We start from the raw sequence: 19,040 nt of genomic DNA on the forward strand, positions 1-19,040 counted from the left end.
CCATGAGCGATCTCCCTCCCCGGCGGCTGCTGCTCGTCCACGCCCACCCGGACGACGAGTCGATCAACAATGGCGCGACGATGGCCAAGTACGTGGCAGAAGGCGCCCATGTCACCCTCGTGACCTGCACTCTCGGCGAAGAGGGCGAGGTCATCCCGACCGATCTCGCCCATCTGGCCGCGGACCGGGACGACACCCTCGGGCGGCATCGCATCGACGAGCTCGCCGATGCGATGACGGAGCTGGGTGTCACCGATCACCGCTTCCTCGGCGGGGCCGGCCGCTACCGCGACTCGGGGATGATGGGGGTCGTCCAGAACGAGAACCCGGACTGCTTCTGGCAGGCCGACCTGGACGAGGCCGCCGGCCATCTCCTGGACGTCGTCCGCGAGATCCGGCCGCAGGTCCTGATCGCCTACGACCCGAACGGCGGCTACGGACACCCCGACCACATCCAGGCGCACCGCGTCGCGATGCGGGCGGCCGAGCTGGCCGAGGCCGAGGGCCTCGGCATCGAGAAGATCTACTGGAACTGCGTACCGCGCTCCGTGACGGAGGAGGGCTTCGCCGCCCTCGAGGCGGCCGGGAAGGCCATCCCGTTCGAGGGGATCGCCTCGGTCGACGACGTACCGGGTGTGGTGGACGACGCCGAGGTGACGGCCGCGATCGACGGGACCGCTTACGGGGAGCGGAAGGCGGCGGCGATGCGCGCGCACTTCACCCAGATCGCGGTGGACGGCCCGTTCTTCGCCCTCTCCAACGACCTCGGGCAGCCGCTCTTCGCCGCCGAGTACTACACGCTGGCCCGCGGTACCGCGGGCGCGGAGCGCGAGGACGACCTGTTCGCCGGGGTGGGGGTATGAGCGCCGGTAAGGGAGCCGTCCCGGGGGTGGCCGAGCCCGCGGGGATGAGCCGCGCGTGGCGGGTCGTGTCGTACGTCGCGCTCGGAGTGCTCGCCGCGCCGGTCGGCGGGGCGGGCGCGCTGGTCCAGGACGGCTGGTTCCCGGGCGGGCTGCTGCTCGCGCTGGCGGGCGTCGCGGGGTTGTTCTACGGCGGTGTGAAGCTCACCGGCACCCGGCTGGGTGTGGTGGCGCCGGGCGCCGTCTGGCTCGCCACCGTGATGCTGCTGAGCTCCGCCCGGCCCGAGGGCGACTTCCTCTTCGCGGCCGGTATCGGCCCGTACATCTACCTGTTGGGGGGAGTGCTGGTAGGTGTGGTCTGCTCCATTTTGCCGCTATTGCCCTCATCCGGGGCTAATGCCGCCCGACTTGGCGGCTGACCCGCTCTCCATGGTGTGCTGAGGCGAGCGTTCCCCCGGTCACGGGGATCGCTCCGGCGTCGCCCAGTATGGTGGTGCGCGCTGGCGAGCCGCCTGAGGATGGCCGTGAGGTGGCGAAGCTAACCGGGAGAACCTGCTTTGAGCCGTGAAACTGACAGTTCGTCCTCCGGGAACCAGGGGGGTCGCGGCGGCGCCGCGTACCCGTCGGGGACCCCGCCGTACGGAACCCGCCCGTTTCCGTCGCTGCACCCGCAGGAGGGGTCGCAGGACGGCGACGCCGCGCCCGAGGCGCCGGTGCCGCCGGCTGCCGAGGAGCCCAGGACCGAGACCACGATGACCACCCGGATCCGGATCAACATCCCCGGATCCCGGCCGATCCCGCCGCTGGTCATGCGCACCCCCGTCGAGGACCGCACGCCGCCCCCGCCGCCGCCCGCCGAGGACGGGCCGGGGCGCCCGGCGCCCGCTTGGAACGCCGTGCCGGCGCCCGCGCCGGCCGCCGAGCCGCCGGCCGAACCGGAGCCGGACGCGGCCCCCGGGCCGGAGCGGACCAGCGACTGGTTCGCCCCCCGCAAGGCCTCCGCGGCGACGCCGTCCCCCGCAGCCGACACGGCGCCGCCCGCGCCGCCGGCCGCCGGACAGCCGACGGCGGGCCCGTACCTGGCGCCGCCGATGGGCACTCCGCTCGGCGGCGCGGGAGCCGTCCCCGCGAACCGGGACGACGGCAGGGACGACACCCCGTGGCCCGGCTCGAACCCGCTGACCCCGCAGGACCCCGTGTTCGGCGACCCGTCCTACTCCGATCCCGGCTACGCCGACCCGGAGTTCAACGGCCCGCCGTTCGGACCGGGCGGAGCGCCCGGCGCGGGTGACCGCACCACGCCCTTCCCCGCCTACCAGCCGCCCGCGGGCCACTCCCCACAGGGACCGGCGGGCCCCACGGCCGGTCCGGTGACCGGCGCGGCGCGGCTCCCCGGCGCGGGCCAGGCCGCCCCCGGCGCTCCCGCCGCCCCCGGTTCCCCCGGTGGACGGGTGTCGGGTGACACGCTGGTCAGCGGTATCCCGACGGTGCCCGCCGGCCCCCGGACGCCGAAGCCCCCGGCCGCCGGTGAGGAGTCGTACCGCTTCGAGGCGGACAGCACTCCGGCGCCCAAGGGCCGCTCCAAGGTGCTGCTGGCGGGCGGCCTCCTGGTCTTCCTCGCGGGCATCGCCTACGGCGCCGGCCTGCTGATGAACCACGCGGAAGTGCCCAAGGGCACCACCGTCCTGGGCGTCGACATCGGCGGGAAGTCCCGTGACGAAGCCGTCAAGGCGCTCGACGCGAAGCTCGGCTCCCGCATCACCGCCCCGATCAAGGTGAAGATCGGCGGGCCGGACGCTGGAGCTCAAGCCCACGGTGGCGGGCCTGTCCATCGACAACCTGGCCACCGTCCGCTCCGTCGCGCACACCGACTACAACCCGGTTCCGGTGATCGGCTCGCTCCTCGGTGGCGCGCGGCCGGCGGAACCGGTGATGATCGAGGACGACGAGAAGCTGAAGTCCGCGCTGCAGAACCTGTCCAAGCAGGCCGGCGGCGGATCGGGCTCCGAGGGCATGGTGAAGTTCACCAACGGCAAGGCCGTCGGGGTTCCGGGCACCCCGCGGCAGGCCATCGACGTCGACGGGTCGATGAAGAAGATCACCGAGGCGTACCGGACGCGCGCCGAGACGGGCCGCGACCAGCCGGTGGAGCTGACCTCCACGACGGTGCAGCCCAAGGTCACCCGGGCCCAGCTCGACGAGGCGATCGCCGGCTTCGGCAAGACGGCGATGGCCGGGATCGTCACCGTGAAGGCCGACGGCTCGCACAAGGTCCCGTTCGGTCCGAACAAGTCGCTGCCCAAGTTCCTGACGATGGTCGCGGACGCCGACGGCAAGCTCCAGCCCTCCTTCGACCTGGCCGTGCTCAAGGACCTGTACGGCAAGTCGTACAACGGCGTGCTCATCGTGCGGGACAACGGCACGAAGACCGCCGTCACTCCGAAGGACGTCGCCGACGCGATGCTGCCGGCGCTGAACTCGTCGGACCCGTCGAAGAAGACCGTGGTGATCCCGCGCGTGGCGAAGTAGCGCGAGGCCCCCGGCAGTTCCCCGGCCGTGTCTTCCGCATGACATCTGTCATGCGGAAGACACGATGTCCGACACTGCCGGGAGGCCCAGCCGCTGCGCGAGGCTGATGCCATGACCGCACCAGCCGTACAGACCCCGACCGGCGGGCCCGCCACCGGCGAACCCGTGGTCGGATTCAGCGGCGTGAACAAGAGCTTCGGCCCTGTGCACGCTGTCGCCGACCTCACCTTGACCCTCCACCCCGGCGAGACCGTGGCACTGCTCGGTCCCAACGGGGCCGGCAAGTCCTCGGCCCTCGACCTGCTCCTCGGACTGCGCAACCCCGACTCCGGCACCGTCCGGGTCTTCGGCACCACCCCGGCACAGGCCATCGCCCAGGGCCGGGTCGGCGCGATGCTGCAGAGCGGCGGTCTGATGGAGGACGTGACGGTGCGGGAGATCATCTCCCTCGCCTGCGCGCTGCACCCCCGGGCCTACCCGGTGGACGAGGTGCTGGCCACCGCCGACCTCTCCGACATCGCCGAGCGCAAGGTCAACAAGCTCTCCGGCGGCCAGGAGCAGCGGGTCCGCTTCGCGCTCGCCACGGCGGGCGACAACGAACTGATCGTGCTGGACGAGCCGACCGTCGGGATGGATGTCACCGCCCGTCAGGCGTTCTGGGCCACGATGCGCCGCCGGGTCGACGAGGGCCGCACGGTGCTGTTCGCCACCCATTACCTGGAGGAGGCGGACGCGATCGCGGACCGGGTCCTGGTCCTGCACCGCGGCCGGCTCATCGCGGACGGCACCGCGGCCCAGATCAAGGCGCGGGCCGGCGCCCGCCGGATCACCTTCGACCTCCAGGGCGCGATCGACGAGCAGGCCCTGCGGGCGCTGCCGCACCTGGTGGGCGTCGAGGTGTCGGGGGCCACCGTCCGGATCCGTTCCGACGACGCCGACGCGACGGTGCACGCGGTCTACGGCCTCGGGCTCTACCCCCGCAACCTCGAAGTCGCCGGGCTCGGCCTGGAGCAGGCGTTCCTGGCCATCACCGACGCGGCGTCCGCCGAGGAGGCGGAAGAGCGATGAAGACTCTGATCAAGCTGGAGATCCTGCGCGTCCTGCGCAACAAGAAGTTCATGTTCTTCTCGGTGATCTATCCGCCGCTGCTCTTCCTGATCATCACGGCGGGCACCGACCCCCACGAGAAGCTGCCCGGCACCGACCTGTCGACGGTCGCGTACTTCATGGTCGCGATGTCCGCGTTCGGCGCCATGACGGCCGTCCTGATGGGCAACGCCGAGCGGATCGCCCGGGAGCGCGAGAAGGGCTGGGTGCGCCAGTTGCGGCTGACCGCGCTGCCCGGCCGGGGGTACGTCACCGCGAAGATCGCCTCGGCGGCCACCATCAGCCTGCCGTCGATCCTGCTGGTCATGGTCGTCGGCGCGGCCGTGAAGCAGGTGCGGCTCGACGCCTGGCAGTGGGTCGCGATCCTGCTGTGCAGCTGGGCCGGCAGCTTCGTCTTCGCGGCGCTCGGGGTGGCCATCGGCTATGTCGCCTCCGCCGACGTCGCCCGGCCGATCTCGATGATCGCCTACTTCGCGCTGGCCCTGCTCGGCGGCCTGTGGGTGCCCTTCTCGGCCTTCCCACAGTGGATGCAGGACATCGCGCAGTACCTGCCCGCCCGGCCCTACGCGGCGCTCGGCCAGGCCGTCGAGCTCGGCGACGCCCCGCACCTGAAGGACATCGCGATCCTGCTGGTCTATCTGCTGGTCTTCGCGGGCGGCGCGGCCTACCTGTACCGCAAGGACACCCAGAAGGCGTGACACCGTGAAACGCGTGAAGTCCGTGAACGTCGCAGACGGCGCCCGTGGCGCGTGGCGCGAGGAGCTGGAGGCCGCCGACTCCACCTCCATGGGCCGCGTGCCCGAGAACCGCCGGCAGGCGGTGGTCAAGCTGCTGTGGATCTCCATCTGGATGCTCTACCTGGGCGCTCCGCTGGACGATCTGGTGCACGGCGGCCACGGCCCCGTCGTGGTCGTGCCGGCCTCGCTGGGCCTGGCGGCCTTCGTGGTCGCCTATCTGGCACTGGTCTTCCTGCGCACCAACACCGAGGAGCAGGAGCGCTGGGTCCACTGGGTGCTGTGCGCCCTCGCCGTCCTGGCGCTGGCCACCTCGGCCACCCTGGGCGAGCCCTGGCTGGTGCTCTTCGTCTACGTGTCCGTGGTGTGCGGGGCGGTGCTGCCGCCGACGTGGTCCCGCTGGTCGATCCCGGCCGCCACGGGGGCGCTCGCCCTCGTCGGCTCCTTCGTCGACACCGCGGGGGACCTCTACCCCGCGCTGCTGATCCCCTGCCTGCTCGGCGGGTTCGCGATGGTGGGCATCAGGCACCTCGTCCAGACGATGCGCGCGCTGCGGGAGGCGCGGGAGACCGTGGCGCAGCTGGCCGCGACCGAGGAACGGCTGCGGCTCGCCCGCGACCTGCACGATCTGCTCGGGCACTCGCTGTCCCTGATCACGCTCAAGAGCGAGCTGGCCGGCCGGATGCTGCCGGGCCGGCCGGAGGACGCCGCGCAGCAGGTCGCCGACATCGAGAAGGTGAGCCGGCAGGCGCTCGTCGACGTCCGGGAGGCGGTGAGCGGCTACCGCCGTCCCACCCTGGCCACCGAACTGGCCGGCGCCCGCATCGCGCTGGCCGCCGCCGGGATCGCCGCCGAGCTCCCCGTGGAGCTGCCGCCCACCGCGGGAGCGCGGGCCGACGGCTCGGCCCCGCCGTCGCTCGCACCCGACACCGAGGGCGCGCTGGCCTGGGCATTGCGCGAAGCGATCACCAACGTCATCCGGCACAGCGGCGCGACCCGCTGCGTGATCACACTCGTCGAGCGGTCCGACGGCGGCTGCGCCGGCACGTTCGTCCTCACCGTCACGGACAACGGCCACGGGTCGGCAGACGGCCCCGGGAGCCCCGGCAACGGCCTGAGCGGTCTCGAGGAGCGCCTGCTGCTCGCCGGCGGGAGCCTGTCCACCGGCCCGGCCGCCCCCACCGGCTTCACGCTCAGCGCGAGCGTGCCGCGCCGCACCCCCGCGGTCACGGTCCCGCCCCTCGGCTGACCCGGTACGCGGCGCCGGGGTGCCCCGTTCGGCCGTATGCCGGTTTCCTCCGGGGCTCCGTCGGCAACCTATCTCCAGCCGAACGCCGCATCGGCCGGCGCCGGTCCGCCGATCGCCGTTCGTGTCCCAGGGCTCCAGGGAGAACGCATGGCTTCACCACGTGCCACGAGCACCGGCCCGGGGCCCGGCTCCGCCCGAGCGGGAGCGCTGCGCAGGCTCGGTGAATGGTGCGCCCGGCGCTTCGTCGTGGTCATCATCGTCTGGCTGGTCGCCCTGGCCGGGCTGCACGTCCTGCAGAACACCTTCGGCGGCACCTACTCGGACGACTTCAACCTGCCCGGCACCCAGTCGAACACCGGCCAGCAGGTGCTCCGGGAGAACGCCCCGTCCTCCAGCGGCACCGCCGGCCAGGTGGTCATGCACGACTCGAAGGGCCAGCTGGCCGTCGTCACGGACGAGATCAACCAGACCGTCGCCGCTCTCCAGAAGGTCCCGCACGTGACGTCGGTGGTGAGCCCGTTCTCGGCCTCGTCCGCACCGCCGACCGGTGCGATCTCCGAGGACGGCACGATCGGCTACATCACCGTCCGCTTCGACAAGAACCCCACGTCGCTGGGGGAGTCCCTCGTCGAAAACGTCGACGGCGCGGTCGCCCCGCTGCGGTCCGCGGGCATCGACGTCGAGTACGGCGGACCCCTCGGCGAGGCCGCCCGGCCCGACACCAAGGACTTCACCAGCGAGGCCATCGGGTTCGCCGTCGCGGTGGTCGTCCTGCTGGTGGGCTTCGGGAGTGCCATCGCCGCCGGTCTGCCGCTCGTCAGCGCGCTGATCGCGGTGATCGTCGGACTGAGCTGCCTGAGCCTGCTGGCGGCGGCCTCCACCTTCGCGAGCGTCTCGCCGACCCTGGCCACGATGATCGGGCTCGGCGTGGGCATCGACTACGCGCTGTTCCTGATCACCCGATACCGGCAGCTGCTGATGGACGGCGACGATCCGCCGGTCGCGGCGGGCCGGGCCGTGGCCACCAGCGGCCGGGCGGTCCTGGTCTCCGGCTGCACCGTGGTCGTCGCGCTGCTCGGCCTGTACGTGTCGCGGGTCAGCTTCATCGGCAAGCTGGGTGTGGCGGCGGGCGTCACCGTGGTCACGGCGGTGCTCGGCGCGCTCACCCTGGTCCCGGCGCTGCTCGGACTGATCGGCCGCCGGATCGACCGCTTCACCGTCCACAAGCCCGTGGCGGAGGGTACCGAGGGCCCGGGCGGCGAGGCGCACGGCGGCTGGCACCGGTACGCCAAGCGGGTGGAGCGGCGCCCCTGGTGGTTCCTGCTCGGCGGGGTGGTGGTGATCGCGGTCCTGGCGATCCCGCTGTTCTCGATCCGGCTCGGCCACATCGATGACGGCGCCGATCCGACCAGCTTCACCGACCGGCGGGCGTTCGACCTGATCAGTGAGGGGTTCGGGCCCGGTGCCAACGGCCCGCTGACCATCGTCGTCGACCAGAGCGACGTACCGTCCGCCGACCGGGACGCGCTGGCTACCTCGCTGCAGAAGGCACTCACCGGCGTGCCCGGTGCGGCGAGCATCAGCCCGCCGCAGCCCACCGACAACGGGCAGGTGCTGATCTCCACCGCCATCTCCGAGGTCGCTCCGCAGGACGCGGGCACCACGAATCTGACCAACCATCTCGAGGACGACGTCCTGCCGCAGGCGGTGTCGGGCACCGCCGCCCGCACCTATCTGACCGGGACGACCGCCGCCCAGGTGGACTTCCTGGACCTCATCTCCGCGCGGCTGCCACTGATCATCGCGGTGGTGGTGGGACTGGCCTTCCTCATCATCCTGGCCGTGTTCCGCGGTCTGCTGGTGGCACTCAAGGCGGCCGTGCTCAACCTGCTGTCGATCGCCGCCTCGTACGGGGTGGTGGTCGCGGTCTTCCAGTGGGGCTGGGGCGGCCCCTCGCTCGGGGTCAACGGCACCGTCCCGATCGAGAGCTATGTGCCGATGATGATGTTCGCCATCATCTTCGGGCTCAGCATGGACTACGAGGTGTTCCTGCTCTCGCGGGTGCACGAGGCCTGGGAGCGCACCGGGGACAGCAAGAACAGCGTCGCGCACGGTCTGGAGATCACCGCGCGGGTGATCACCTGCGCCGCCCTCATCATGGTGAGCGTCTTCGCCGCGTTCATCCTCAGTGACAACATCGTGGTCAAGATGCTGGGCCTGGGCCTGGCGGTGAGCGTGCTGATCGACGCCACCATCGTCCGGCTCCTGCTGGTGCCGGCGGTCATGACGCTGCTCGGCCGGCACGCCTGGTGGATGCCGCGCTGGCTCGACCGGGTTCTGCCGCACGTCAACGCCGAGGGCACGGCGGCCTGACGGCGGCGCGGCCCTACTCTGGCGGTATGACCCAGGCCAGTGCCGAGCCCCCCGCGCGGAACGTACGAGTCCTCCTCGCCGAAGACCAGTCGATGGTGCGGGAAGCGCTGGCCACCCTGCTGGGCCTGGAGGACGACATCGAGGTCGTCGCCCAGGTCGCGCGCGGCGACGAGGTGCTCGCGGCGGCCCGCGCGCACCGGCCCGACGTGGCGCTGCTCGACATCGAGATGCCCGGCCTGACCGGGATCGAGGCGGCGGCGGGGCTGCGCGCGGCGCTGCCGGACATCAGGATCGTCATCGTGACGACGTTCGGCCGCCCCGGGTACCTGCGGCGCGCGATGGAGTCCGGCGCCGAGGCGTTCCTCGTCAAGGACGCCCCGGCGTCCCAGCTGGCCGACGCGGTCCGGCGGGTGCTGCGCGGGGAGCGCGTCATCGACCCGACGCTCGCGGCGGCGGCGCTGGCCGACGGCGCGGACCCGCTGACCGCCCGGGAGCGGGACGTGCTGCGGGCGGCGGCGGACGGCTCGGTGAACGCGGAGGTCGCGCGGAGCCTGCTGCTCTCCGAGGGTACGGTCCGCAACTACCTCTCGACGGCGATCCAGAAGACGGGCGCCCGCAACCGGGCCGAAGCGGTGCGCATCGCCCGCGAGAAGGGCTGGCTCTGAAACGTTTCCGCGCGGCTCAGTTCAGCTGGGCGCGCGCCGATCTGGCCTGCCGCTGAATGGTCTCCGCGGTCTGCGGATCGATCCCCTTCAGCATGTCCGCGTAGGCCTCCATCTCGGACGCGCCCTGCAGGAAGTCGCCCCGCCGTACGAGGAGCTGGGCGCGTTCGTAGCGCAGCCGGGCCGGGTGCCGGGGGAGCAGCAGGGCCAGTTCGACGGCCCACAGCTGCACGCCGGTCTCCTCGGGCCTGGCGGCCGCCCAGGCACGGATGTTGTTCAGCACCCGCAGCACGATGTCGAGCGGGTCGGCGGGCACCAGCATGCCCGGCGTCGGCGGGGCGCCGGTCGCACCCGCGACGAGCAGCTCCGTGTCGTCGGAGGTGAGCACCCGGCCGCCGCGGAACGGGTCGGCGAGCACGAAGTGCCCGGCCGGATCGCCCAGCCCGACGACGAAGTGGCCGGGCAGCGCCACCCCGTAGACCGGCGCGCCGGCCCGCCGGCCGACCTCGATCCAGACCACCGACAGCAGGATCGGCAGGCCGCGCCGCCGCCGCAGCACCTCGTGCAGCAGCGAGGACTCCAGCCGCCCGTAGTCGGCGGGCAGCCCGGCGAAGCCGCAGGTGCCCCCGAGGAGCGCGGAGAGCGCGCGGGCCCAGTCGTCGGGCGTCGCGAGGCCGTAGGGCAGCATCCCGGCGAGCCGGTCGAGTTCGATCTGCGCCGCGTCCAGGCCGTTCTGACCGAAGTCCGGGTCGGCCTCCGCGCCGATCAGCAGGCACAGCTCCGCGAGGTCGGGCCGCTCCTCGCGGGCCGCCTCGGCGAAGCGCTCACGCCACTGGCCCGTCACGGCGACGGCCGGCGGTAGTGGTAGCCGTGGTGGGTGGTGAAGCCCATCCGGTCGTACAGCGCGCGCGCGGCGTCGTTGTCCGCCTCGACCTGGAGGTACGCGAAGGACGCGCCCTCCTCGACCGCCCGGCGGGCCAGCGCGGCCATCACCGCGGTGGCGAGCCCCTTCCGCCGGAACGCCGGCTCGACCTCGACGGCGCCGAACAGCGCCCACCGGCCGTCCACCACGCCGCGCCCGATCGCCCCGGGCGTGGTGGCGAACCAGACGGAGGGCCCGCCGAGCACGACGGCGAGCGCCTGTTCCGCCAGGTCACCCGTGCGGTGGTACGAGGCGAGCCAGGTGTCCGCCGGCTTCCGGGCCAGGGTGACGGCGTCCGCACCGGGCAGTTCCGCGACGGGCGCGAGGGGTGCGGTGCGGACCAGGGTGTCGGCCTCCCGGAGCCAGCCGCGCCGGTCCAGCTCCGCGGCGAGCGGCGCGTCGTCGGGGACCTGGAGGTACGGGGTCGTGCCGCGTTCGCCGTACCAGCGCACGACGGACTCCAGCGCCTCGTCCAGCGGTATCCGGGGATCACCGTAGGCGAGCACGGAATTGGCGCGTCGCGTGAAGGCGCCGGCGCTCCTCAGCGTCCACTCGCCCAGCCGCTCCTGCTCCGTCGCGGGCCAGGCCCGCGAGGCCGTCTCCTGGAGCTCCGCCACGCTCACCCGCGCGCTGCGGCGAACCGGAGCGGGGGGCACCACTTTGCCCGCGACCAGCGCGGATTCCTCGATCCGGACCGTTTCGCCGTCCCGGCGAGTGACGCACACCACGCCGTGATCCCACGATGCGAGAACACCGAGGGTGTCGCTGAACGTAGGCTGCCCGTCAGCGATCTCCAGTACCCGCCGTACCGAAACGCGTTTTCCCACGTCAGCAGGGCTGATGCGGACCACGAGCCGTCCTGTGGCGGCAAAATCCATAGTCATCAGTGCCCCTCTTGTTCGTCTCATGCCCAGGAACGGAGATACTAGGGGCGGGCATCGACGACGCCGCGCTCCCGCGCGAGATGAGCCCTACCGAGGAGGAACGACAGCGTGACCTACGTCATCGCGCAGCCTTGTGTCGACGTCAAGGACAAGGCGTGTATCGAAGAGTGCCCGGTCGACTGCATCTACGAGGGCTCCAGGTCCTTGTACATCCACCCGGACGAATGCGTCGACTGCGGCGCCTGTGAGCCGGTCTGCCCGGTCGAGGCCATCTTCTACGAGGACGACACCCCGGAGGAGTGGAAGGACTACTACAAGGCGAATGTGGAGTTCTTCGACGAGCTCGGATCGCCCGGTGGCGCCTCGAAGCTCGGCCTGATCGAGCGGGACCACCCCTTCATCGCCGTGCTGCCTCCGCAGAACCAGCCCGGCTGATCAAGACCGCACGTCGCGTCGGTCCCGTACGGGGAGGGTTCCGTACGGGACCGCCGTCGTTCTCCAGTCCAGGAAAGTGAGCACCAGCGTGGCGCCAGTCTCCGACCGTCTCCCCGTCTTCCCCTGGGACCGGCTAGAGCCGTACAAGGCCGCGGCCGCCGCACACGCCGACGGCATCGTCGACCTGTCGGTGGGCACCCCCGTGGACCCGGTCCCGGCCGTGATCCGCAGGGCGCTGTCCGCCGCGGCTGACAGCCCGGGCTACCCGCTGACGTACGGCACCGGATCGCTGCGGGACGCCATCGCCGCGTACCTGCGGGACCGGCTCGGCATCGCGGGCGCCGAGCCGGCGAACGTACTGCCGCTGATCGGCTCCAAGGAGCTGGTGGGCTGGCTGCCGACGCTGCTCGGGCTGCGCGAGGGCGACCAGGTCGCCTACCCGGAGCTGGCCTACCCGACGTACGAGATCGGGGCGCTCGTCGCCCGCGCCGAGCCGGTGACGTACGCCGACCCCGTCGCCGACCTCGACCCGGCGCGCGTCAAGCTGCTCTGGCTCAACACGCCGTCGAACCCGACGGGCCGGGTGCTGGACGCCACCGAGCTGCGCCGCATCGTGGCGTGGGCGCGCGAGCACGGCATCCTCGTCGTCTCCGACGAGTGCTACATCGAGCTGGGCTGGGACACCGCGCCGGTCTCCGTCCTGCACCCCGACGTGTGCGGCGGCGGCCACGACGGGCTGATCGCCGTCCACTCGCTCTCCAAGCGCTCGAACTTCGCCGGGTACCGGGGAGCGTTCCTGGCGGGCGACGCCGCCGTCGTCAAGGAGCTGCTGGGGGTGCGCAAGCACACCGGCATGATCGTCCCGGCGCCCGTGCAGGCCGCGATGATCGCCGCGCTCGGCGATGTCGAGCACGCCGTCGTGCAGAAGGAGCGCTACGCCCGGCGCCGGGCCGTCCTGCGGACCGCCTTCGAGGCCGCCGGGTTCCGGATCGAGCACAGCGAGGCCAGCCTCTATCTGTGGGCCACCCGCGGGGAGTCCTGCTGGGACACCGTCGGCGACCTGGCCAAGCAGGGCATCCTGGTCGCGCCCGGCGAGTTCTACGGTCCGGCGGGCGCGCACTTCGTACGGGTCGCGTTCACCGCGCTCGACGAGCGGGTGGACGCCGCGGTACGCCGGCTGGCCTGAGCCGGCCGGACGGTCCCGGCCGGACATTCCCGGACAGCGGGAAGGGCCCCGGGGAGCGCGCGCTCCCCGGGGCCCTTCTCCGTGCCGGCGCCGTGCTCAGCCGATCGGCAGGCCGTTCAGCGGCAGTCCGCTGGTCGGCAGCGAGTTCGTCGGGAGGGTGCTGACCGGGAGGGTGCTCGCCGACGGGAGCGAGGGGCCGCCCGGGAGGCTGGAGACCGGGAGGGTCTCGGCGGCGGGCAGGCCCGCGTCGCTCACGGACTTGGTGGTCGAGCCGAGGAGGTCGCTGGCCGAGCCCGCGGCGTCGCCCGTGACCTGCTGGGCGGCCGGGGCGACGGTCTTGCCGCCGGCGGTGGCCGCGCCGCCGGCCTGGTGGGAGGCGCCGTCGAGGGCGGTGCCGAGGCTCGCGCCGTCGAGGTTGGTCAGTCCACCCAGGTCAGCCGTCTGCGGCAGCCCGGCGGCCGAAGCGGCGCCGGCGCCCAGCAACGGAGCCGCGGCCGCACCGATCAGGAGGGCGGCACGGGCGATCCGACGCGAAAGGGGGAGGGACATGGTGCTCCTTTTACGGAGGGGACGGGACGCGTCCGCTGGGCGGACGTGCTGACTACCGCTCCAGAAGCCGGAAGGTTGCGGTCGTTCGAAGTAAAGAGTTGGCAATGCGTCGCATAATAGTGCTCCGGCAAAAGCGGCCATTCCGGTCACTTCGAGAATGGCTGAAGAACCGTCACACCGCTTGCGCCGCAAGGGAATTGGCGGCCAGTCGAGGGAATTCCCCGGCTTCGGGGTTTGGCACGGCCGCCATGCCCCTGCGGGTGACGCGCCGCACTATTGCGCGACCGTGATCCGCACGTCTCCGTCGGCCCTCTCGGCCGCACTGGTGTCGGACTTCTGCCAGCCCTTGCCGGAATCCGCCGCCCGCCACTGCTTGTCCTGGAACGAGACCTTCTCGACCTTCAGGTCGGCGGAGTGCGCGACCGCCCACTGCGCCAGCTCCCAGCCGCGGCGCTTCCGGTCCCCCTCCGCCGAGCCTCCGGCAGGGGCCGACGGCACCTGGACGGTCCGCTCGCGCGCCGTGCCGCCACCGGCCCGGCCCTCCGCCGGGCGCGGGGCGACCTGCGGTCCGAACTGGCGGGCCAGCTGCTTGCGCACCTCCGCGGCATCGCCCGGCGCGACGGTCTCGCCCGAGCCCCGGGTGCAGCTCAGCGCGCCGGGCTGCCGGCCGGTCAGCGCCGAGGTCAGCAGGGACGCGTCCGCCTCGTGCTTCGCGTACGCCTGGGGGAAGCCGCTCTTCTGCACCCGCTGGGCGGCCACGGTCAGCGGCAGCCGCGAGTAGCCGTCGATCTGCACCAGCCCGTCGAAGAACGCGTTCGTGGCGTGCACCGGGTCCATGATCTGACGCGGTGTGCCCCAGCCCTGCGAGGGCCGCTGCTGGAACAGGCCGAGCGAGTCCCGGTCGCCGTGGTCGAGATTGCGGAGCATCGACTCCTGCATCGAGGTGGCCAGCGCTATCGTCAGCGCCCGCGCCGGCAGGCGCCTGGACGTCGCGACCGCGGCGATCGTCGAGGCGTTCGCCGCCTGCTGCGGTTCGAGGTCCAGGGTGTCGCCGCCCGCCCGGACGGTGCACCCGGCGCGCTGCGCGCGGTTCTCGACGACGTAGTAGACGCCGTACCCGGCGATCCCGAGCAGGAGGAGGGCGGCGACGGCCAACCGCAGTCGGCGGCCGTGCCGGCGGGGGCGCCGTTCCGAGGTCGTCGATGGCTGGGACATGACGCCCACCGTACCCAAACACCGCTCCGGAGCCTCGAACGTCTACGCCGGGCGCGGGCCCGGCGCGGGCCGCCGACCCGGGCGTATCCGCCGGCCGCGCGCACCTCGCGGGCCGCCGTCGGGGGCCGCCGGTAGGGTCGGGGGCATGACCGCAAGCCCGCTCGACCTCAGCCAGGATGCCGCCGCCGTCACGGCGCAGCTCGTGGACATCCCCTCCGTCAGCCTCGCCGAGAAGGCGCTGGCCGACATCGTGGAGGAGGCGCTGCGCGCGCTTCCGCACCTGACCGTGGACCGGGACGGGGACGCGGTGGTGGCGCGGACCGACCTCGGCCGCGCCGAGCGGGTGGTGCTCGCCGGCCACCTGGACACCGTGCCGATCGCGGACAACCTGCCCTCCCGGCTCGACGCCGACGGACTGCTGTGGGGCTGCGGCACCACCGACATGAAGTCCGGCCTCGCCGTCCAGCTGCGCCTCGCCGCGACCCTGCCCGAGCCCAACCGCGACCTCACCTTCGTCTTCTACGACGCCGAGGAGATCGCGGCCCAGTTCAACGGCCTCAAGCGGCTCGTGGAGAAGCACCCCGAGTGGCTGGCCGGCGACTTCGCGGTGCTCCTGGAGCCCACCGACGCCCAGGTGCACGGCGGCTGCCAGGGCACCCTGCGGGTCAGGGTGCAGACCACCGGCCGCCGGGCGCACTCCGCGCGCAGCTGGCTGGGTGAGAACGCCATCCACAAGGCCGCGCCGATCCTCGCCCGGCTGGCCGCCTACGAGCCCCGCCGGGTGGTCATCGACGGGCTGGTCTACCCCGAGGGCCTGAACGCGGTGATGATCGAGGGCGGGCACGCCGGGAATGTGATTCCCGACACGTGCGCGGTGATCGTCAACTACCGGTTCTCGCCCGACCAGACCGAGGCCGAGGCGCTCGCGCACGTCGTCGAGGTCTTCGACGGGTTCGAGGTCGTGCCCACCGACAGCGCGCCCGGCGCGCTGCCCGGGCTCTCCCAGCCGGCCGCCGCCGCGTTCGTCGCGGCCATCGGAACGGAGCCCTTCGGCAAGGAGTCCTGGACCGACGTGGCCCGTTTCTCCGCCCTCGGCATCCCGGCGGTGAACTACGGTCCCGGCAATCCCAAGCTGGCCCACACCCGCGAGGAGAACGTGTCGGTGGCCGCCGTCCTGGAGGCCGAGGAGCGGCTGCGGGCCTGGCTCACCGCCTGACCGACCGGACGCCGCCGGGGGCACGGCGGGGGGCACGGCGGGAACCGTGGGGGCCGATATCAGCGTGATGTTCTCGCCGAGGTGTGATCGGATGAACGATCGTACGGGGGGAAGAAGGCCGTTCCATGGGACTGACCAGTCCGCTGTTCTTCGTGGTGCTCATCGTCGCGGCCGTCGCGGCCGTGGCGGGCGCCGTGCTGCTCTGGGGGCGCGTGCCGGGCCCCCGGCTGATCCGGCTGCCCGCCCGCGTCGGGATGATCGTGGTGTGCCAGCTGACGGCGGTCTTCGTGGTCATGGCCGGGGTGAACAACCAGTACGGCTTCTACGCCTCCTGGGACGACCTGCTGGGCGGCGGCAGCGGTGGCGGCAACCTGAACGCGAACGCCAAGCACAAGGCGCCGCCGCCGGGACCGGCGCAGCTGACGGTGAAGTTCGACGCGTACGCGCAGGGGTTCCGCAAGGCGGACGTGCACGGCTCGAAGTCCGGCGCGTCGGGGGACGTCATGGTCTGGACGCCGCCGCAGTACGACAAGAAGGAGTACGCGAACACCCGTTTCCCGGTGATCGTGGTGCTGCACGGCCTGCCCGGCAGTCCGCGCAGCTTCCTGCGCGCGATGCGGCTCGGCAAGATCATGGAGCGCCAGATAACCGAGGGCAAGGCCGAGCCCGCCATCCTCGTCCTGCCCACGATCACCCCGAAGGGCGCCAAGGCCGGCTGCACCGACGCGCCGAACCGCGGCAAGGGCGGCACCTGGCTCGGCCAGGACGTTCCGGACGTCGTCGCGCACAACTTCCGTACGCTGCCCGCCCCCAGCGGGTGGGCGGTGATGGGCATATCGACCGGCGGCTACTGCGCCGCCCGGCTCGCCCTGGACTACCCCAGCCGGTACGTGGCGGGCGCCGCGCTGGCCCCCGACAACCCCGCCGAGGGCCCCCGTTCGCCGCTGTGGCTGGCGCACAACACCAAGCCGAACGTGGACCTCCTGGTGGGATCGAGCGTCCAGGACCCCGAGAGCCCGCCGCGGTTCGCCGAATGGCTCGGGCACGCGGTCCAGGCACCGACGACGGTCACCCCCCTGCTGCTGGACACCGGTGGCCACAACTGGAAGACGTGGGGACGGATGTTCCCCGAGGCGCTCACCTGGGTGAGCAGCCACCTGGAGGCGCCACGCGCCGTGCCGCTGGCCAGCCCGGACGCGCCGTGATGCGTCGTACGCTGCTCGCATGAGTACCGCACGCAGGGACACGGGAAGCGCGCAGGAGGCGGCAGCGGCGGCCAACGAGGCGGCCGAGCACTCTTCTACGCCGGGACAGAGCTGGCCGGAGCGGCACACCGGACCGGTGGTCAGGCGGCGCGACCAGGTGCAGGCCGGCACCACCGACCAGCGGTTGCTGGACAGCCGCGACCCCGCGGAATGGGTGCACGGCGATCCCTGGCGGGTCATGCGCATCCAGTCCGAGTTCGTCGAGGGGTTCGGCGCCCTGGCCGAACTCGGCCCGGCCGTCAGCGTGTTCGGCTCCGCCCGCACACCGGTGGACTCCGTGGAGTACGCGGCGGGCATCGAGATCGGCCGGGCGCTGGCCGAGGCCGGCTTCGCGGTGATCACCGGTGGCGGCCCCGGCGCGATGGAAGCCGCCAACAGGGGCGCGGGCGAGGCGGGCGGGGTCTCCGTCGGGCTCGGCATCGAGCTGCCCTTCGAGCAGGGCCTCAACCCGTACGTCGACATCGGCGTGAACTTCCGCTACTTCTTCGTCCGCAAGACGATGTTCGTGAAGTACGCGCGCGGGTTCGTCGTGCTCCCCGGCGGATTCGGCACCCTGGACGAGCTGTTCGAGGCGATCACCCTCGTCCAGACGAAGAAGGTCACCCGCTTCCCGATCGTGCTGTTCGGCACCGCGTACTGGAGCGGCCTCGTCGACTGGGTCCGCGGCACTCTCATCGAGGGCGGCAAGGCCTCGGCGGCCGATCTCGACCTGTTCCACCTGACCGACGACATCGGCGAGGCCGTGGCCCTGGTGACGAAGGAGACCGAGGGCTGAGTTCCGGGTCTTCGGAAGCGCCGCCGGCTACGCCAGCCCGCGGCGGGCCACCGCGGGCGGGCGGTGGCCCGCGATGGAGGCCACCATGTCGAGGACCTGACGGGTCTCGGCGACCTCGTGGACGCGGTACACGCGGGCGCCGAGCCAGGCCGAGACCGCGGTGGTCGCCAGTGTCCCGACCAGGCGCTCCTTGACCGGGCGGTCCAGCGTCTCGCCCACGAAGTCCTTGTTGGACAGCGAGACCAGCACCGGCCACCCGGTCGCCGTCATCTCCGGGAGCCGCCGCGTCGCCTCCAGCGAGTGCCGGGTGTTCTTGCCGAAGTCGTGCCCGGGGTCGATGAGGACCGCGTCGCGTCGCACCCCGAGGGCGACGGCCCGCTCCGCGAGGCCCACGGTGACTCGCAGGATGTCCGCCATGACGTCCTCGTACCCCGCCCGGTGCGGGCGCGTGCGCGGCTCGGCGCCGCCCGCGTGGGTGCAGACCAGCCCGACGTCGTGGCGGGCCGCGACCTCGGCCAGCTTCGGGTCGACGCCGCCCCAGGCGTCGTTCAGCAGGTCGGCGCCCACCGCGCAGACCGCCTCGCCCACCTCGTGCCGCCAGGTGTCGACGCTGATCACGACGTCCGGGTGCCGCCGGCGCACCTCGGCGACGAAGGCGACTGTGCGGCGGATCTCCTCCTCGGCCGAGACCTCCTCGCCGGGGCCGGCCTTGACCCCGCCGATGTCGATGATCGCGGCGCCCTCGGACACCGCCCGCTCCACGCGCAGCAGGGCCGGTTCATCGGTGAACGTGGCGCCCTGGTCGTAGAACGAATCGGGTGTCCGGTTCACGATCGCCATGATGAGGAGCTCGTCGTCGCCGAACTCCCGCCTGCCCAGCCGCAGCATCTGCCTGTGCCTCCCTGTAGATCGTCTGCCGGCGACGATAGCCGTAGGAACCCCGCGGACCTGTCCGCCGGGGCGACCCGCCGCCCTGCGAGCGCCCGCGTCGGGTGCCGCCGGGGTGCCCCCCGCGGGCGGACGCCGCCCCTTCGACGCCCGGCCCCGGCCCCCACGGGCGGACCCGGCGTCAGCCGGGC

The 19,040-nt window shown here is 72.7% G+C and carries 19 protein-coding genes; 13 read left to right on the forward strand and 6 right to left on the reverse strand.

Annotated features, from left to right (window positions below; genetic code table 11):
* Positions 1-2: 2 nt before the first annotated feature.
* Complete coding sequence (gene mshB / locus M2266_RS23280; RefSeq protein ID WP_277439928.1) at positions 3-863, forward strand: N-acetyl-1-D-myo-inositol-2-amino-2-deoxy-alpha-D-glucopyranoside deacetylase; 861 nt, start codon at positions 3-5, stop codon at positions 861-863.
* Positions 860-1,279 carry a DUF6113 family protein gene (locus tag M2266_RS23285; RefSeq protein WP_277439929.1) on the forward strand — a complete coding sequence of 140 codons (420 nt, stop codon included), beginning with the start codon at positions 860-862 and terminating at the stop codon, positions 1,277-1,279. Before mshB ends, M2266_RS23285 begins: the two co-directional genes overlap by 4 nt.
* A gap of 119 nt (positions 1,280-1,398) precedes the next feature.
* Here M2266_RS23285 and M2266_RS32415 read toward each other — a convergent pair whose 3' ends face one another.
* On the reverse strand, positions 1,399-2,016 hold the full coding sequence (locus M2266_RS32415; RefSeq protein WP_346780925.1) for a hypothetical protein: 618 nt from the start codon (positions 2,014-2,016) through the stop codon (positions 1,399-1,401).
* A gap of 659 nt (positions 2,017-2,675) precedes the next feature.
* Between M2266_RS32415 and M2266_RS32420 the strand changes: the two genes are divergently transcribed.
* The 6 genes from M2266_RS32420 (at position 2,676) to M2266_RS23315 (ending at position 9,517) form a co-directional block, all read left to right on the forward strand.
* Positions 2,676-3,389, forward strand: a complete 714-nt coding sequence (locus tag M2266_RS32420; RefSeq protein WP_346780926.1) for a hypothetical protein — start codon at positions 2,676-2,678, stop codon at positions 3,387-3,389.
* A 111-nt stretch (positions 3,390-3,500) separates the two neighbouring features.
* Entirely contained in the window at positions 3,501-4,457 is a 957-nt protein-coding gene (locus M2266_RS23295) for an ABC transporter ATP-binding protein (RefSeq protein ID WP_277439930.1), read from the forward strand.
* Positions 4,454-5,194, forward strand: coding sequence for an ABC transporter permease (locus M2266_RS23300; protein WP_277439931.1), 741 nt, complete (start codon positions 4,454-4,456; stop codon positions 5,192-5,194). The genes M2266_RS23295 and M2266_RS23300 overlap by 4 nt, the downstream gene beginning before the upstream one ends.
* 88 nt (positions 5,195-5,282) lie before the next feature.
* The gene (locus tag M2266_RS23305; RefSeq protein ID WP_277441319.1) at positions 5,283-6,479 is read left to right on the forward strand and encodes a sensor histidine kinase; all 1,197 of its coding nucleotides are present in this window, start codon (positions 5,283-5,285) and stop codon (positions 6,477-6,479) included.
* A 147-nt stretch (positions 6,480-6,626) separates the two neighbouring features.
* Entirely contained in the window at positions 6,627-8,852 is a 2,226-nt protein-coding gene (locus M2266_RS23310) for an MMPL family transporter (protein WP_277439932.1), read from the forward strand.
* Between the two features lie 26 nt (positions 8,853-8,878).
* The gene (locus M2266_RS23315) at positions 8,879-9,517 is read left to right on the forward strand and encodes a response regulator transcription factor (RefSeq protein ID WP_277439933.1); all 639 of its coding nucleotides are present in this window, start codon (positions 8,879-8,881) and stop codon (positions 9,515-9,517) included.
* A 16-nt stretch (positions 9,518-9,533) separates the two neighbouring features.
* Here the strand turns inward: M2266_RS23315 and M2266_RS23320 are convergent, their stop codons facing one another.
* Together M2266_RS23320 and M2266_RS23325 are read right to left on the reverse strand one after the other, a co-directional pair.
* Positions 9,534-10,358 carry a transglutaminase-like domain-containing protein gene (locus M2266_RS23320; RefSeq protein WP_277439934.1) on the reverse strand — a complete coding sequence of 275 codons (825 nt, stop codon included), beginning with the start codon at positions 10,356-10,358 and terminating at the stop codon, positions 9,534-9,536.
* Positions 10,355-11,314, reverse strand: a complete 960-nt coding sequence (locus tag M2266_RS23325) for a GNAT family N-acetyltransferase (protein WP_277441320.1) — start codon at positions 11,312-11,314, stop codon at positions 10,355-10,357. The genes M2266_RS23320 and M2266_RS23325 overlap by 4 nt, the downstream gene beginning before the upstream one ends.
* 114 nt (positions 11,315-11,428) lie before the next feature.
* Here M2266_RS23325 and fdxA point away from each other — a divergent pair, with 114 nt between their 5' ends.
* On the forward strand, positions 11,429-11,755 hold the full coding sequence (fdxA, locus tag M2266_RS23330; protein WP_277439935.1) for a ferredoxin: 327 nt from the start codon (positions 11,429-11,431) through the stop codon (positions 11,753-11,755).
* 88 nt (positions 11,756-11,843) lie between these two features.
* Complete coding sequence (gene dapC, locus M2266_RS23335) at positions 11,844-12,941, forward strand: succinyldiaminopimelate transaminase (protein ID WP_277439936.1); 1,098 nt, start codon at positions 11,844-11,846, stop codon at positions 12,939-12,941.
* A gap of 96 nt (positions 12,942-13,037) precedes the next feature.
* On the opposite strand, the gene M2266_RS23340 is transcribed toward dapC, so the two are convergent.
* Positions 13,038-13,490 carry an ATP-binding protein gene (locus tag M2266_RS23340; RefSeq protein WP_277439937.1) on the reverse strand — a complete coding sequence of 151 codons (453 nt, stop codon included), beginning with the start codon at positions 13,488-13,490 and terminating at the stop codon, positions 13,038-13,040.
* A gap of 273 nt (positions 13,491-13,763) precedes the next feature.
* The gene (locus M2266_RS23345) at positions 13,764-14,705 is read right to left on the reverse strand and encodes a heavy metal transporter (protein ID WP_277439938.1); all 942 of its coding nucleotides are present in this window, start codon (positions 14,703-14,705) and stop codon (positions 13,764-13,766) included.
* 145 nt (positions 14,706-14,850) lie between these two features.
* Between M2266_RS23345 and dapE the strand changes: the two genes are divergently transcribed.
* From dapE to M2266_RS23360, 3 genes are all read left to right on the forward strand, one after another.
* Positions 14,851-15,921: a succinyl-diaminopimelate desuccinylase gene (gene dapE, locus M2266_RS23350; RefSeq protein WP_277439939.1), complete on the forward strand. Its 1,071-nt coding sequence runs from the start codon at positions 14,851-14,853 to the stop codon at positions 15,919-15,921.
* A 125-nt stretch (positions 15,922-16,046) separates the two neighbouring features.
* Complete coding sequence (locus M2266_RS23355) at positions 16,047-17,126, forward strand: alpha/beta hydrolase-fold protein (protein ID WP_277439940.1); 1,080 nt, start codon at positions 16,047-16,049, stop codon at positions 17,124-17,126.
* 19 nt (positions 17,127-17,145) lie between these two features.
* Positions 17,146-17,961 (forward strand): TIGR00730 family Rossman fold protein, encoded by an 816-nt coding sequence (locus M2266_RS23360; RefSeq protein ID WP_277439941.1) that lies wholly within the window; start codon positions 17,146-17,148, stop codon positions 17,959-17,961.
* 27 nt (positions 17,962-17,988) lie between these two features.
* On the opposite strand, the gene folP is transcribed toward M2266_RS23360, so the two are convergent.
* Positions 17,989-18,849, reverse strand: coding sequence for a dihydropteroate synthase (gene folP, locus M2266_RS23365; RefSeq protein ID WP_277439942.1), 861 nt, complete (start codon positions 18,847-18,849; stop codon positions 17,989-17,991).
* Positions 18,850-19,040 lie beyond the last annotated feature (191 nt).

Origin of the sequence: Streptomyces sp. SPB162 (assembly GCF_029504575.1) — a bacterium.
Lineage (GTDB): Bacteria > Actinomycetota > Actinomycetes > Streptomycetales > Streptomycetaceae > Actinacidiphila.